The sequence below is a fragment of the Collinsella sp. CLA-ER-H11 genome, from assembly GCF_040092445.1.
In the GTDB taxonomy this organism is placed as follows: Bacteria; Actinomycetota; Coriobacteriia; order Coriobacteriales; family Coriobacteriaceae; genus Collinsella.
On the sequence record NZ_JBBNLN010000003.1, the window covers coordinates 228,989 to 244,154 of the forward strand.

Genomic DNA, 15,166 nt, shown 5'->3' on the forward strand with positions numbered 1-15,166 from the left:
CACTATCCCAACTGGAAGAACAGGGCAAGGCCAACGGCACCAAAGGCCGCAGCGATAATCCAAAAACGGATGACGACCTTGGTCTCGGCCCAGCCCTTCTTTTCGAAATGATGATGGATGGGCGCCATAAGGAAGACGCGCTTGTGCGTAAAGTGGAAGTAGACAACCTGAATCATGACCGACAGGGTCTCAACGATAAACAGGCCGCCGATGATGAGGGAGACGACCTCGGTGTTGGTCATGATGGACGTGCAGGCAAACGCGGCGCCCAGGGCAAGCGAGCCGGTATCGCCCATAAAGATGCTCGCCGGATAGCAGTTGAACCACAGAAAGCCCAAGCAGGCACCGGCACACGCGGTGCAGAAGATGGACAGGTTCACGTCTCCGTGCAAAAACGCCATGGCAGCCATGGCGAGCATGGCAATCATGGAGGTGCCGCCGGCAAGACCGTCAAGGCCATCGGTCAGGTTCACGGCATTAGAAAGACCGGCGATCATCAGCCAGCAAAAAACAATGTAGAACCACGGGAACGAAAGGCCGCAGATGGTGGTCGAAAGCACGCCAAGGTCAATCGTCAGGCCGCCGGGAAAACGAATCTCGGGGGCGACGCCGCACCAGTTAACGGCAAGTACCGTAAAGGTGACACAGATAATGGTTAGGCCGATCATCTTGGCATGAGGCGTCAGACCGAGCGAGCGCCCATGCGTAACGGAGGTCAGGTCGTCGATCAGGCCCAGCACGCCGGTCGCCAGCGTGGCGAGCAGCACGAGCACGAGCTCGGTGGTGAGCTTGCCCATCAGCAGGCAGGTCAGCGAAATCGCGACGAGAATGACAACGCCACCCATGGTGGGCGTTCCCTGCTTAACCAAATGACGCTTGGGGCCGTCGGCACGAACCTGCTGGCCGATACCCTCGACCTTGAGCAGCTTGATCCACCACGGCATGAGCAGCAGCGCAATGGCAGCGGCGATGCCAAGCCCCAAAAAAGCCTGATACGTTGGATACGAGGGATTGCCGAACATGGGCTAGCACACACCTTCCACAAAGCGGTCGAGCTCAACAAAGCGGGAACCCTTGACCAGTACAACATCATGTTTTTCAAGCGCGCCGCCCATGCGGTCGAGCACCTGCTGATAATCGGAGAACACCTGGATGCGGTCCTCGTCCATGCCCATCATGCGCGCGGCATCGGCCATAAGCTGGGCCAGCTCACCACCCACGCACGCCAGCATGTCGAGCTTCTTGGCGGCGGCATAGGCGCCCACGAGCTCATGCATGCGAGGAGCCTCATCGCCCATCTCGCCCATCTCGCCCAGGATCGCCATGCGAGACCCCGTGCACGAAAGCGAGCACAGTAGATCGAGGCCAGCAGCCATGGATTCGGCACTGGCGTTATAGGAATCGTCGATGACGCGGGCACCGCTCTTGGCGCGCTTGATCTCCTGGCGGTGACCGGTGATCGTGAGGCCCCTAAAGGCAGCATCGATCTGCTCGGGCGTCAGGCCCAGGCGATAGGCAACCGCGGCGGCCTTAACGGCATTTGGGACGGACTGCACGCCGGGGATGGCAAGCATGGTATCGATCGTCTCGCCCTGGCCAAAATCGAGCGTAAAGACCGGACGGCCCTCGTCATCAACACGAATGTCGCGGGCACGGACCTCATCATCGTCCGAGACGCCGGCCAGCATCACGTCGATACCAGCAGGCTGGGCGAACGTATCGCGAATGAACGGCGTAAAGTCGTCCTCGCCGCCCAAAACCAGCAGCGGCAAGAAGTCGCCGGCGGCGCACATACCCTGGACAATCTCGGCCTTAGCGCGGGCAATGTTCTCGCGGCTGCCCAAAATGCCGATGTGAGAGGTACCAATCTTGCTCACGATGGCAAGGTTGGGATTGGCGGACTGGGACAGGCGCTCAATCTCGTGGAAATGGTTCATGCCCATCTCGAGCACCAGGACCTCGGTATCGGCCGGAGCGGAAAGCACCGTGAGCGGCATGCCGATCAGGTTATTGAAATTGCCCTTGGTGGCCCAGACACGATAGCGCTTGGCGAGCACGGCGGCGAGCACGTCCTTGGTCGTCGTCTTGCCGATGGAACCGGTAATGCCAACGACCAGGCAGCCAAGCTCCAGGCGATACGTGTGCGCCAAACGCAGCAGAAACTCCTCGGGATCATCGGTCAGCAGGATGGCGCACCCCTTGTCCTGCGCCAGCGAGACCAGCTCGGCCTCGGGCTCACGCGTCATCACGACGGCGCCGGCACCCGACTGGACGGCACGGGAAGCAAAATCATTGCCGTCGACGTTTTCACCGGGAAAGGCGACGAAAATCGTCCCCTCCTCGACCTGGCGCGAGTCGATAACGCACCCGCGGCATACCCGATCGGCTTCTCCCGTCACGGTTCGGGCCCCTGTTGCGGCCGCGAGGTTGTTGACGGCGATCTCTATCATTGCAGCTCCCCTGTAAACCTAATAATGCTATCGGCGTATTGTATCCCAGCGCCGCACATGCGTGGTGCAGGGCATGTGAACACCCTCATATGGGACAACAAACCACGCCCCAAAGATTGTAACCCCCTACTTCGTGTGCGGGATACCCAGCACGTCGAGCGCGTTGGCCATAATGGACTGGAACGGCACCGCAGCGGCATCTGAGCCGCTCGGCGTTCCGTCGAGCGTGATATAGCACAGCACCTTGGGCGATTGTGCCGGTGCAAAGCCCATAAAGGACGACATGTAGTTCTCCTTGAGGTAGCCGCCGTTCTCGTCGGCACGTTCGGCCGTACCGGTCTTACCCGCCACGTCATAGCCGTCAACCGCGCCGCCAACGCCCGTTCCCTCGGACACGACCGTCTGCATGCACGATGTCACCTGGGATGCGGCATCCTCAGAAATCGCGCGCTCGCCTTCGCCCCAGTCCTTCTCGTCGCCTTTGCTGGACTTATAGAAGTGCGGTGTCATCATCACGCCGCCGTTGGCGATGCCGCCCACGGCACGTGCGATCTCAATCGGCGAGACGGACAGTGCCTGTCCAAAGCTCATCGAGCCCAGCGTGGCGCCGTCATACTGGTCACGCTCCTTGACGATACCCAGGCTCTCTCCCGGAAAATCGACACCCGAGCTGTGACCGATGCCCCACTTGTCCACATAGGCGGCAAAGTCGTCGGCACCGATCTTGCGCCCCACTAGGACAAAGCCCACGTTGGACGAACGGCGCATCATCTCGCGCACATCCATGGTCATGGCATAGTCGCGCTTGTCGGCATCGGTGACGGTATCGTCGCCCACCTTGATGCTCGCCGGCACCTCAAACGACGTACTCGATCGCACGACGCCCAAGTCGAAGCCGGCGCCCGCCACGAGCGTCTTAAAGACCGAGCCGGGCTCGTAGGCGTCGGTGACCAGGCGCAGATTCATATCCTCGGTCTTGGCATTCTCCAGATCGGTCTGGTCGTAGGTCGGGTACGAGCAGGCTGCCAAAATCTCGCCTGTCGTAGGATCGGTGACCAGCGCCGAGCCGTTCTTGGCCTTAGTCTTCTCAACTGCCTCTGCCAGGGCATCCTCGGCCGCACGCTGGATATTGACGTCGAGCGTCGTCACGATATCAACGCCGTCGACCGCGGCCACCTTTTTATAGGCACCGCCCGCGATATAGCTGCCGTCCCTCGCGCGCTCGCGTACGAGAGAACCGTTCGTGCCGGTCAGAAGCTTGTTGTATTGCTTTTCGAGACCCGTCAAGCCGTCGTTGTCCACATTCACTACACCCAGCACCTGCGATGCCAGATTGCCGTATGGATATACGCGCTTCATGGCCTGCTCAAAAAGCACGCCGGGCAGGTTCTTCTTCTCCAGCACCGCAGCATCGTCTTCGTCCACCTGGCGCTTGATATACACCCAGGTGCCATCGGACTCGACGAGCTTGCGGCAGGTCTTTTTATCGATTCCAGTTGCCTTGACCAGCGCCGACACCGTCTTGTCAACATCCTCGACAAGCTGCGGGTTCACGGCGATGTTGCGACATTCGACCGACGACGCCAGCACGTTACCGTTGCGGTCGTAGATGGTGCCGCGTTTGGCATAGAGGGTCTGCGCAAGCAGGCGGCGCGCATCGGCACGCTCGCGCAGTTTATCGGCTTCGACAATTTGATAGTCGGCAAGGCGAAAGACGCCCAAGCCCAAGCCAAGCCCAATGAATCCCATGACGGCTTTGCGGCGAGGCAGAGGCGCGCCTGTGAGCCATTCGGTCGACGAACTCTTGCGCGACCTGGTGTTATGCACTTGAGGGCCGCCCGAGCCGCGAAGTCGCGACGCCGGGTCGTTGCCACGGGACTGCCCGGCGTTGTAAGATTGCCGACCCGTTCCTTGATAACCAGAACGTCCCCGCGACGAGGGACGTCCAGAACCGCGGCCCCCATCGGAACCGCGGCGATAGTCATTTGTCATACTCAGCTACCGTCTTGCTACTGAGCAGCCGCGGTCGCGTTGGCGCCCGCGGCTGCATCCTGCGAAAAGTCAAGTGTAACGCTCTCGCTGGGCTCCACCATGCCATAAGCGCCCGCAAGGTCGCGAATGCGCGTGTCGGCGCCATAGACCGAATGCATGACCTCCAGGTCGGAGCTCTCATCGGTCGCCTTTTCGAGCGTGTTGGTAAGCTCGGCGTTGCTGTTGAGCACCTGGGCCGTAACGCCGGCGAGCGCCACGCGGGCGACGCCGATCGTCATGAAGATAGCCGCAATGATGCAAAACGTTTTAAGAACGCTCATGAAAACCGGGCTTACCGCCTGGTTTGCCTGACGGCCCGCGCCCGTGTAGACATCAAAGCGCGGCGCGCGCTGCTCACGGGGAGCAACGGGGGCCTGCGGCGTCTCACGATAGGCGGGCATGGCGTTCATATCATAGGCGAGTGCTGCGCTTGAAGTGTTGTAGCCCATGATATGCCGCCTCCCATCCCGAGTACGTTGGTAGTGTGTTTAAGCTTCGTTTATGGTGCGAGCGGGAGGTCCAATATCGCGCGGTCGCGCCTACAGACGCTGCGCCACGCGGATTTTGGCTGATCTCGCCCGAGGATTGCGCTCAACCTCATCAGGCTGGGCAACCAGGGGTTTGCGGGTGATGACCTTGAGTATCGGCACGTTGCCGCACACGCACACCGGAATCTCCGGCGGACACGTGCACCCCTGGCTCATCTCCTTAAAGTGGTTCTTTACGATACGGTCCTCGAGCGAGTGATACGAGATGACGCAGATGCGTCCGCCCGGGTTGAGCCACCTTGTGGCGGCGTCAAGCCCTCGCTCGAGCACATCGAGTTCGTGATTGACCTCGATGCGAATGGCCTGGAAACTTTTCTTGGCTGGGTGTCCGCCATGCCGACGAGCGGCAGCGGGGATACCAGCCTTGATGATCTCGACAAACTGGCCTGTGGTTTCGATCGGCTCATGCTCGCGGCGGCGCACGATCTCACGCGCGATCTGCGAGGCGAACTTCTCTTCGCCATAGACGCGTAGAATCCGGGCGAGGTCGTGTTCGTTATAGGTGTTGATGACCTCAGCTGCGTTTAAGGTGTTGTTACCCGGATCCATCCGCATGTCCAATGGGGCGTCCTCGTTGTACGAAAAGCCCCTGCCAGGGATATCGAGTTGCGGCGACGAAACGCCCAAGTCGAACAGGAAGCCATCGACCCCGGGCACCTCGGCCGAGCAAAGCAGCTCGTCCAAGTCGCCGAAGTTGCCCTTCAGCAGCTGGTGCGGTACGCCGGGAACCTCGCGGTCCAGACGGGCGCCAGCGGCCTCGAGGGCCATGTCGTCCTGATCGACGCCGAGCAAAAGGCCGGTCTCCCCCACCTGCGCGGCCATCTTTACCGAATGGCCGGCACCGCCAAGGGTGCAGTCGCAGACGACGGAGCCGCTCTTTAGCTGCAGCGACTCAAGCACTTCGCCGAGCATGACAGGTTCATGCCGATATTCTTGTGTCAAGATCCCACGCTCCATCCGTTACTCGTGCCTTGCCCTTACGAGAAGAAGAGGTCCAGCAGGGCCTCGTCGTCATCGTCCTCATCGGCCGTAGCGCGGTCCCAAACCTCAAGGTGGTCGTAGTTGCCCACAACCGTGACCTCGCGGTCGAGGTTCGCCTGCTTGCGGAGAGACTCAGAAAGACCGATACGACCCGCGCTGTCCACATCCATCGACGTGGTGCGCTTGTTAATCGCCCTCATGAGCTTCTGGTCGTTGATGTCACGCGGGTTAAAACCCTCGTGGCCCTCACGACCCGCGAAGAGTCCTTCGACCCACTTATCGAAGGCCTCGGCAGAGAACACGTACAGAGCATCGACATCCAGGGCTTTGAACACGCGAACGTGCTCTCCAAGCTCCTCGCGAAGGGGTGCAGGCAGGGATAGACGACCTTTTGCATCGAGATTGCGCTCGTATGCACCCGTCATTCCCATGTGCGCCCTCCCCTCGGTTACTCAGATGGCACGTACGCGGGGAACCACCCCGCCTGTCGACGTCATCAATAATATGGGGAACCGCCCCATTTTTCAACACCTTTCCCCACCCCTTCCCCCACCCCGCCCCACCACTCCACCCCCAATATGTTGTAAAACACCCCCGAGCATATGTTCGAAAACACAATATGTTGTGTTTGCAGCAAAGGTGGGATGCCACCTGTAGAACCACGCCCGCGAACCTCAACCTTCAAGTTGACCTTGAGGCGATTTTTACGTCCCTTTACACGCCGTTCACATCGCCCCCAAACTCCTCCCACCCACGGTACACACGGCCCACCACCGCGTCGGTGTCTGGCGAAAAATGGGACGGGCCCCAGATTGCCCATGCGCGCAAAAGTGCGTCTCGGCAATCTGGGGCCCATCCCCTTTAATATTTATAAATATGCAGGTCAGCGAGGTGCTAGCGATGTGCCAGCGGATGCGCCGCCAGATAGACCTCGGTCAGTTGCGTGCGGTCGACATGCGTGTAGACCTGCGTGGTCGAAATATCGGCATGGCCCAAAATCTCCTGCAGTACACGCAAGTCGGCACCGCCCGCGAGCATGTGGGTGGCAAAGGAGTGGCGCAGGGTGTGGGGGTGGAGCCCCACCAGCCCCACCTGGCGCCCGTACCGCTCGCATATCGCATGCACGGCCTGGCGCGACAGGCGACGTCCGTTCTTATTTAAAAAGACCGCCGAGGTCTCCGTCCCGTGAGCATGGGCGGCCAGGAGAGTGCGCCCGTCACCTATATAGTGTGTCAGGGCGCGAGCCGCGCTTCCCACCAACGGGGCCAGACGCTCCTTGGAGCCCTTACCGCGCACCAGGACAAACCCGTCATCGATATGGATATCGCCCACATCGAGCCCAACCAGCTCACTCACGCGCAAGCCGCAACCGTAAAGCACTTCCAAGATGGCATGATCGCGCAGCCCCATCTCGCCCTCGGGAAAGTCTTGATCGAGCAGTGCCGAGACATCCTCCACCGAAAGGTATTCCGGCAGGCGATCTGCCTTTTTGGGCAGGCGCAACGCCGCCGTCGGGTTTTGGGCCACGGCCCCATCGCGCACCAAAAAGGCATGCAGGCCCTTCACGGCAGCAAGCGCGCGCTCCACCGAGGCGTCGGAATAGCCTCCGTCGCGGCGATCGGCAACAAAGCTCTCCACGACCTGACGGCTCACATCTTCAAAAGACGCAATGTCAGCCCGCTCCAGATAGGCGCAGTACGTCGTCAGGTCACGACGGTAGGCCGCAATCGTATTGCGCGCCAAACCCCGCTCGACCGCAAGGTAATCGAGATACTCCCCCGCCACCACAGCAAGCGACGAGGGAGTAGCTTCGGTATGTTCCTGGTTCTCCGGCACCCTTAGTCCGTAGCGAGGTTCTTGGGCGTCACCTGCAGACGGTCGACACCCTCATGCTGGCCAATCGAGGCGCGCACGAACTCGCGGAACAGCGGCTGCGGGTTGGTCGGACGGCTCTTGAACTCGGGATGAGCCTGGGTGGCCACATACCACGGATGTACGTCGCGCGGCAGCTCGACCATCTCGACTAGACGCTCGTCGGGCGAAAGGCCCGAGATAACCAGACCGGCGTCCTCGAGCTGGTCACGGAAGGCGTTGTTGAACTCAAAACGGTGACGGTGACGCTCGTAGACGAGCTCCTCGCCATAGGCCTCGCGCGCGAGGGAATTGGCAGCAAGCTTGCACGGATAGGCACCCAGACGCATGGTGCCACCCTTCTCGGTCACGTCCTCCTGCGAGCTCATCAGGTCGATGACACTATACGGGCCATCAGGATCGAACTCGGAAGAGCTGGCACCGGCAAGGCCGACCACGTTGCGGGCAAATTCGCACACGGCCACCTGCATACCCAGGCAAATGCCCAGATACGGAATCTTGTGCTCGCGGGCGAACTCGGCCGCGAGGATCTTGCCCTCCAGGGCGCGCTTGCCAAAGCCGCCAGGGACCAAGATGCCCGAGGCGTCACCCAGGACCTCGGAGACGTTCTGCTCGTCGAGGCTCTCGCCATCGACCAGCTGCACGTCAACGTGGCGATCGTAGAACACGCCCGCATGGTGCAGGGCCTCGATAACCGACAGGTAGGCATCGGGCAGCTGCGTATACTTGCCCACGACGGCGATCTTCACCTTGTCGGCGTGCTGGTTGGCATGGTTCTGCTTGCGCAGGAACTCGTTCCACTGACTCATGTCGCGCTCACGCGGGTCCAGACCCAGACGCTCGCAAATGCGCAGGTCAAAGTCCTGCTCGGCGAGCAGCTGCGGAACATCGTAGATGCTCGCGCAGTCCTCGTTGGTAAAGACGCAGTCGGTGTCGACGTCGCAGAAGCTTGCGATCTTGCCGCGGATGGCATCGTCGATATGGTGATCGGAGCGCAGAACGATAATATCGGGCTGGATACCAAAGCTGCGGAGCTCCTTGACGGAGTGCTGCGTCGGCTTGGTCTTGACCTCGTGGGCGGCGGCGATATAGGGAACGAGCGACACGTGGATGTAGCAGACGTTCTCGGGGCCGGCCTCCTTGCGATACTGGCGGATGGCCTCGACAAACGGCTGCGACTCGATGTCACCGATGGTGCCGCCCAACTCAGTGATGACCACGTCGGAGCCGGTCTGCTCCTCAATACGACGGAACTTATCCTTAATGGCGTTCGTGACGTGCGGAATCACCTGCACGGTGCCGCCCAAAAAGTCACCGCGACGTTCACGGGCGATCAGGCTCTTATAGATGGCACCAGTCGTAAAGTTGGAATCGCGGGTCAGGTTCTCATCAATAAAGCGCTCGTAGTGGCCCAGGTCCAGATCGGACTCGTAGCCGTCCTCGGTCACAAAGACCTCGCCATGCTGGAACGGGCTCATGGTGCCGGGGTCGACGTTCAGATACGGGTCGGCCTTTTGCATCGTTACCTTGTAGCCGCGCGACTTGAGCAGACGGCCCAGCGAGGCCGCGGTAATACCCTTGCCCAGAGACGAAACCACGCCGCCGGTCACGAACACATGCTTGGTCATATTGAGTTACCTGCGCTTCCCGTAGAAGTTGTCCATACACATCTTACGGGTCTTCATTGTAATACTCGCGACGCGCGCCGCACACAATTTTTCTTACGCGCAATCGCATTTCTCCATCTCGAAACAAAACGCCGTCCGGTTGCCCAGACGGCGTCGTTTCCACTATGAATGCGCGCCATTATCGATCGGCGACTTCGTCCTTGATCAAGTCCTGCACGAGCATACCGGCACGGATGCCCTCCAGATACCATTCGCCACGCTCCGTAAGACAAATACCATTTGCGAGCTGGCCGCCGTCGTCGCTGTAGCGCGAGACGACCTCAATGATGTCTTCGGATTCCAAGCGTTCAATTGCCGCGCGGGCGCGATACGGAGACACCCCCACACGCTCGGCAAGCGTCTTTCGCGAAAAGCCATAAAATCCGCCGTTGTCTTCGGACTGCTGTGCGATCTCCATCAGCACCTGCACCTCGACACGCTTCATATCGTTGACACTCGCACGACCCTTGCCAGCCATGGCAGCCTCCTCAAACCGGGCACGGGCATCACTTGCACCGTGCGCGACCGGCACACCCCATGATGGCCGGCAACATCCATCATGCGGCATCCCCGCAAAAGGATGAAACAATTAGGGTTATTGTATACCGCCCAAATCGCTTATAGGCAGGTAAACGGGCTAATTTTAGGTTAAACGGTAGCTTTTGTTGATAAAAGGGGCACACCGAATGTATACCCGATGTGCCCCTTTCAGACCAATTTCTCCAGGCTTAGCGGTGGAAGAAACCACGACGCTCGAACTTGGGCTCGCAGCACACGTTGATGCCCAGCTTGCGCAACACCGTCTCGTCCGTCGGCGAGATGATCACGCTAAAGAAGGCATCGCAGCCGCGCAGCTGCTCCAAGCCCGAAAGGACGCGGGCCGCCGTCTCGCTCGTTGCCGAGGTGATCGAGAGCGCCATAAGCGTCTCGTCGGTGTGCAGGCGCGGGTTCTTGCTACCCAGGAAATGCGTCTTGAGCTTGCTGATAGGCTCGATCGCCTCATCGCTAATGACCTCGAGCTCAAGGTCAACGCCCGAGACATGCTTAAGTGCATTCATGATGAGCGAGCTCGCGGCGCCCAGGCGCGTGGAAGTCTTGCCGGTCACCACGGAGCCATCAGGCATGACCATGGCGCCTACGGGGCCACCTGTCAGCTGCTCCCTGGTAAGGGCGGCCGAGCGTGCCGGCGAGTAATTCTTGTCGATACCGGCCTTCTTCATAATGATCTTGAGACGGTCGACTTGCTCATCGCCCACGCCGGTACGGCGCACATTTTCGACCGCGGTAAAGTAGCGGCGGACGATCTCCATCTTGGAAGCGTCGCGGCAGGCATCGTCATCGGTAATGGCAAAACCGACCATATTGACGCCCATGTCGGTGGGGCTCTGGTAGGGGCTCTTGCCCAGGATCTTTTCCATCAGAGCACGGACCACCGGGAAGGCCTCGACGTCACGGTTGTAGTTGACCGTGGTCTTGTTGTAGGCCTCCAAGTGGAAGGAGTCGATGATATTGGCATCGTCGAGGTCAGCCGTGGCGGCCTCATAGGCGATGTTGACCGGATGCGTGAGGGGCAGATTCCAAACCGGGAAAGTCTCGAACTTGGCGTAGCCGGCGGCAGTGCCGTGCTTGTGCTCGTGATAGAGCTGAGACAGGCAGGTGGCGAGCTTGCCCGAGCCAGGGCCGGGAGCGGTGACCACAACGAGCGGACGAGTGGTCTCGACAAACTCGTTCTTGCCATAGCCGTCGTCGGACACGATCAGGTCGACGTCGTGCGGATAGCCCTCGATGGGATAGTGCAGCTTGGCAGGAATGCCGAGCGCGTTCAGGCGATTGCGGAACACATCGGCGGCGGGCTGGCCGGCGTACTGGGTGATAACCACGGCCGCGACAGCAAAACCGTTGCCGCGGAACAGGTCGACCAGGCGCAAAACGTCCTCGTCATAGGTAATGCCCAGGTCACCGCGAGCCTTGTTCTTCTCGATGTGGTTCGCGTTAATGGCGATGATGACCTCGACGTCGTCGGCAATGCTCTTGAGCATGCGGAACTTGCTGTCCGGCTCAAAACCCGGCAGCACGCGACTCGCGTGATAGTCGTCAAACAGCTTGCCGCCAAACTCCAAATACAGCTTGCCGCCAAACTGCGAGATGCGCTCCTTAATATGAGCGGCCTGCAGCTCGATATACTTCGCGTTGTCGAAACCCTGGCGCATATATGGCTCCCGTCCCGTTTCCATTTAATGTTCTAGGCGATTATAACGGAGCCCGCCCTCCCCGATACCCAGACCATCAACAGGCACCAACCAAACACGCCACCGATAAGTTGCGGTGGAATAATTCCTGTTTAACCCCTCATGACGGCCAAACAGGAACTATTCCACCGCAACTTCCCCTTTTGGCGCAAAGTAACCTGATCCCTTTGCACCAACAACAGAAACGTCGCAGGTTGAGCATAAGTCAGCGAGCGACGTCCAGGACGTACAAGTTGGCATGAAAAAGGCAAGGCATAGACCTTCTGGTCATGCCTTGCCTTTTGAATGACAAATTGTCGTCCTGGGCGGCGCACAGCGTCGACTGGTTGCGCGGTTCGTAGAACCGCGCAACATGAGAGCGCCCCCTCCCGCGCACGGAACGGGAGGGGGCTAAAGGTAGGAGTCTACCGGTGGGTTGACCCCACCGGACAGACGATGACCAGATGATCCTTTACAGGATCGTCAAGGTTTCCGTGGGGTACCCGTTGGGTACTTAGAGCAACACGCAGGCGACGGTCAGGATGATGGCGCAGACGACGGAGAGCGCGACGATGAGCTTAAGGGCAAACTTGAGCCAGGTCGTCCACTCGATCTTGGCCAGGGCGAGACCGCCCATGATGGCGCCGGAGGTCGGGGTGAACAGGTTCACGACACCGATGGCGGCGGAGAAGATCATGACCATGACCTCGGGCGAGAAGCCGAGCTTAACAGCCAGCGGTCCCATGATGGGCATGGAGACGGTGGCCATACCGGAGGTCGAGGGGATCAGGAAGGACAGGCCGAAGTAGACCAGGAAGCTCATGGGAGCGAAGATCACGCCGGACAGGCCAGCCAGGGCATTGGCGGCAGCGTCGAGGACGTAAACGTCGAGGCCGGTGCTAGCCATGAGGACGGAGATGCCACGGGCGAGGGCGATGACGAGAACAACGGACATCATGTCGGCAGCGCCGGTGATGAAGGTGTTGACGATCTGCTTCTCGGACAGGCCACCGATGATACCGATCAGGATAGCCATGAGGAAGAACCAGGTGGAAGCCTCGTCGAAGTACCACTGGCCAATGGGCAGGCCGGTGATCAGGGCAGACCAGCCCTGGACGACGGCATTACCGTCGGCGTCGTAGACAGCGCCAGCGTCAAAGAAGTTGGCGACGCCCTCGTTGAGGTCGGCCAGCGGGATGAAGCCGACGATCATGACGACGAAGGTGAAGGCGAAGGCGATCAGAACACCCTTCTGACGACCGGTGAGCTTGACCTCCTTGTGGACCTCGGAAGCAGCCTTGCCATGTGCCTCTTCGGCGTCCTTGAGTTCCTGCATCGAGAGGATGGTGGAACCCTTGTCAGCCTTGACCTTCTTGGCATAGTTCATCACGAAGACGATGGACATGACGGTGGTAACAAGCCACAGGACGGCACCGAGGCCGATGATGATGGACTGGTTCACGGCAATGTCAACGCCGGTCAGGGCGTCGACGGCAGCGCCGACGGCGAACGGGTTAACCGTGGAGCCGAGGCAGCCGCAGCCAGCGCCGAGCAGGACGGTAGCGGCGCCGACCATCGGGTCGAAGCCGGCAGCCATCATGGTAGCGGCGAGCAGGGCGTAGAAGGGAACGGTCTCCTCGCACATACCATAGGTGGTACCACCGAGGGAGAAGATGAGCATCAGCACGGGAATGAGCATGATCTCGTTGCCCTTAAGCTTCTGCACCAGGACGGCGATGCCGTTGTCCAGAGCGCCGGTCTCGGTCATCATACCGAGGAAGCCGCCCAGGATCATAACGAAGAGGCAGACGGGCAGAGCGTCAGCGAAGCCCTTAATCGGGGCGGTGCAGAAATCGCTCAGACGGGCGGCAGTAACCGCGCCGCCGGACGTGCCGGAGACGATAACGGTAACAACTGCAACAATTGCCAGCAGAGCAAGAAGAATGGTGAACGATGAAGGCATACCGCGCTTTTTCTTAGCGGTCTCAGTCATAGTTCTCATCCCCCCTTCATAAATCATTTAACTTTCTCGCGCGAAGCGGATCTTCCGTGCCGTGCCCACCGCCCGACGCGAGATATTTACCAGACAAAGCCGCTCGGGGTGTGCAGCAAGACACCCCGAGCGAGATGCTAGATGCTCTTACTTGAGCGTGGCGTACATGACAGCCTTAATGGTGTGCATGCGGTTCTCGGCCTCGTCGAAGACCTTGGAAGCGGGGCTCTCGAAGACCTCGTCGGTGACCTCCTGCTCGGTGATGCCGAACTGCTCGCACTTCTCGGCGCCAATCGTGGTGTTGGTGTCGTGGAAGCTGGGCAGGCAGTGCAGGAAGATGGCACCCGGGTTGGCCATAGCCATGACCTCGGAGGTGACACGATACGGGGTGAGCTGAGCGATGCGCTCAGCCCAGACCTCGTCGGGCTCGCCCATGGAGACCCACACGTCGGTGTAGATAACGTCGGCACCGGTGACGCCGTCCTTGACGTCGGTGGTCAGCTTGATGGTGCAGCCGTTGGCCTCGGCGATGGGCTTGCAGGCCTCGATGACGTCGTCGGCGGGCATGCACTCCTCGGGGCCGCAGGCCACGAAGTTCATGCCGAGCTTGGAGCAGACAACCATGAGGGAGCGAGCAACGTTGTTCTTGCAGTCGCCCATGAAGACGAGGGTCTTACCCTTGATGTCGTAGTTGAAGTTCTCCTGGACGGTCAGGATGTCGGCAAGCATCTGGGTGGGGTGCCACTCGGTGGTCAGGCCGTTCCACACGGGCACGCCGGACTTGGCAGCGAGCTCCTCGACGTCGTCCTGGGCAAAGCCACGGAACTCGATGCCGTCATACATGCGGCCGAGAACGCGGGCGGTGTCCTCGATGGACTCCTTCTTGCCCATCTGCGACGAACCGGGATCGAGGTAGGTGACGCCCATGCCCAGATCCATGCCGCCGACCTCGAAGGCGCAGCGGGTACGAGTGGAGGTCTTCTGGAAGAGCAGGACGATGTTCTTGCCCTCGAGATAGCGGTGCGGAACGCCAGCGCGCTTCATGTCCTTGAAGTTCTTGGAAAGCTTGAGCAAGTACTCGATCTCCTCGGTGGAGAGGTCGAGGAGCTTGAGGAAGCTACGGCCGGAGAGGTTAACACCCATGGTTCGTTTCCTTTCGAAAAAATGAATTACGTAAGTATTAGTGTTGCCCGTTTGACGGGCGAAACCGGTGCGGTTGTAGGGGGACCGCACCGGAAACGGAAAGACTTAGAGGTCCTCGCGCCAGAGGGGCATGCTCATGCAGCGCGGGCCGCCGCGGCCGCGGGAGAGCTCGGCGGAGGGCACGACGAGAAGGTCCAGGCCCTCCTTGTACAGCACGTCGTTGGTGACGGTGTTGCGGGCGTAGACGCAGATC

General features: G+C 60.2%; 13 protein-coding genes. All 13 read right to left on the reverse strand.

Features of this window, described 5'->3' with window-relative positions:
* Nucleotides 1-2 precede the first annotated feature (2 nt).
* Nucleotides 3-1,022 carry a phospho-N-acetylmuramoyl-pentapeptide-transferase gene (gene mraY / locus AAAX35_RS03795; RefSeq protein WP_349116802.1) on the reverse strand — a complete coding sequence of 340 codons (1,020 nt, stop codon included), beginning with the start codon at nt 1,020-1,022 and terminating at the stop codon, nt 3-5.
* Between the two features lie 3 nt (nt 1,023-1,025).
* Nucleotides 1,026-2,450: a UDP-N-acetylmuramoyl-tripeptide--D-alanyl-D-alanine ligase gene (gene murF, locus AAAX35_RS03800; protein WP_349116803.1), complete on the reverse strand. Its 1,425-nt coding sequence runs from the start codon at nt 2,448-2,450 to the stop codon at nt 1,026-1,028.
* Nucleotides 2,451-2,576: 126 nt separating this feature from the next.
* On the reverse strand, nt 2,577-4,199 hold the full coding sequence (locus AAAX35_RS03805; RefSeq protein WP_349116804.1) for a penicillin-binding protein 2: 1,623 nt from the start codon (nt 4,197-4,199) through the stop codon (nt 2,577-2,579).
* A 260-nt stretch (nt 4,200-4,459) separates the two neighbouring features.
* Nucleotides 4,460-4,930, reverse strand: a complete 471-nt coding sequence (locus AAAX35_RS03810) for a hypothetical protein (protein ID WP_349116805.1) — start codon at nt 4,928-4,930, stop codon at nt 4,460-4,462.
* 90 nt (nt 4,931-5,020) lie between these two features.
* Nucleotides 5,021-5,986, reverse strand: coding sequence for a 16S rRNA (cytosine(1402)-N(4))-methyltransferase RsmH (gene rsmH, locus AAAX35_RS03815; protein ID WP_349116806.1), 966 nt, complete (start codon nt 5,984-5,986; stop codon nt 5,021-5,023).
* 20 nt (nt 5,987-6,006) lie between these two features.
* Nucleotides 6,007-6,441 (reverse strand): division/cell wall cluster transcriptional repressor MraZ, encoded by a 435-nt coding sequence (locus AAAX35_RS03820; protein WP_035137949.1) that lies wholly within the window; start codon nt 6,439-6,441, stop codon nt 6,007-6,009.
* 463 nt (nt 6,442-6,904) lie between these two features.
* Nucleotides 6,905-7,846, reverse strand: a complete 942-nt coding sequence (xerD, locus tag AAAX35_RS03825) for a site-specific tyrosine recombinase XerD (RefSeq protein ID WP_349090126.1) — start codon at nt 7,844-7,846, stop codon at nt 6,905-6,907.
* Between the two features lie 2 nt (nt 7,847-7,848).
* On the reverse strand, nt 7,849-9,510 hold the full coding sequence (locus tag AAAX35_RS03830; protein WP_349090125.1) for a CTP synthase: 1,662 nt from the start codon (nt 9,508-9,510) through the stop codon (nt 7,849-7,851).
* Between the two features lie 178 nt (nt 9,511-9,688).
* Nucleotides 9,689-10,027: a hypothetical protein gene (locus AAAX35_RS03835; protein ID WP_118094077.1), complete on the reverse strand. Its 339-nt coding sequence runs from the start codon at nt 10,025-10,027 to the stop codon at nt 9,689-9,691.
* Between the two features lie 250 nt (nt 10,028-10,277).
* Complete coding sequence (locus AAAX35_RS03840; RefSeq protein ID WP_006234276.1) at nt 10,278-11,759, reverse strand: DUF1846 domain-containing protein; 1,482 nt, start codon at nt 11,757-11,759, stop codon at nt 10,278-10,280.
* 532 nt (nt 11,760-12,291) lie between these two features.
* Nucleotides 12,292-13,770, reverse strand: a complete 1,479-nt coding sequence (locus AAAX35_RS03845) for a YfcC family protein (RefSeq protein WP_349116807.1) — start codon at nt 13,768-13,770, stop codon at nt 12,292-12,294.
* 147 nt (nt 13,771-13,917) lie between these two features.
* The gene (gene argF / locus AAAX35_RS03850; RefSeq protein WP_099431521.1) at nt 13,918-14,913 is read right to left on the reverse strand and encodes an ornithine carbamoyltransferase; all 996 of its coding nucleotides are present in this window, start codon (nt 14,911-14,913) and stop codon (nt 13,918-13,920) included.
* Between the two features lie 105 nt (nt 14,914-15,018).
* Nucleotides 15,019-15,166: arginine deiminase family protein (locus tag AAAX35_RS03855; RefSeq protein WP_349116811.1), on the reverse strand; the 148-nt coding region annotated here is incomplete at its 5' end.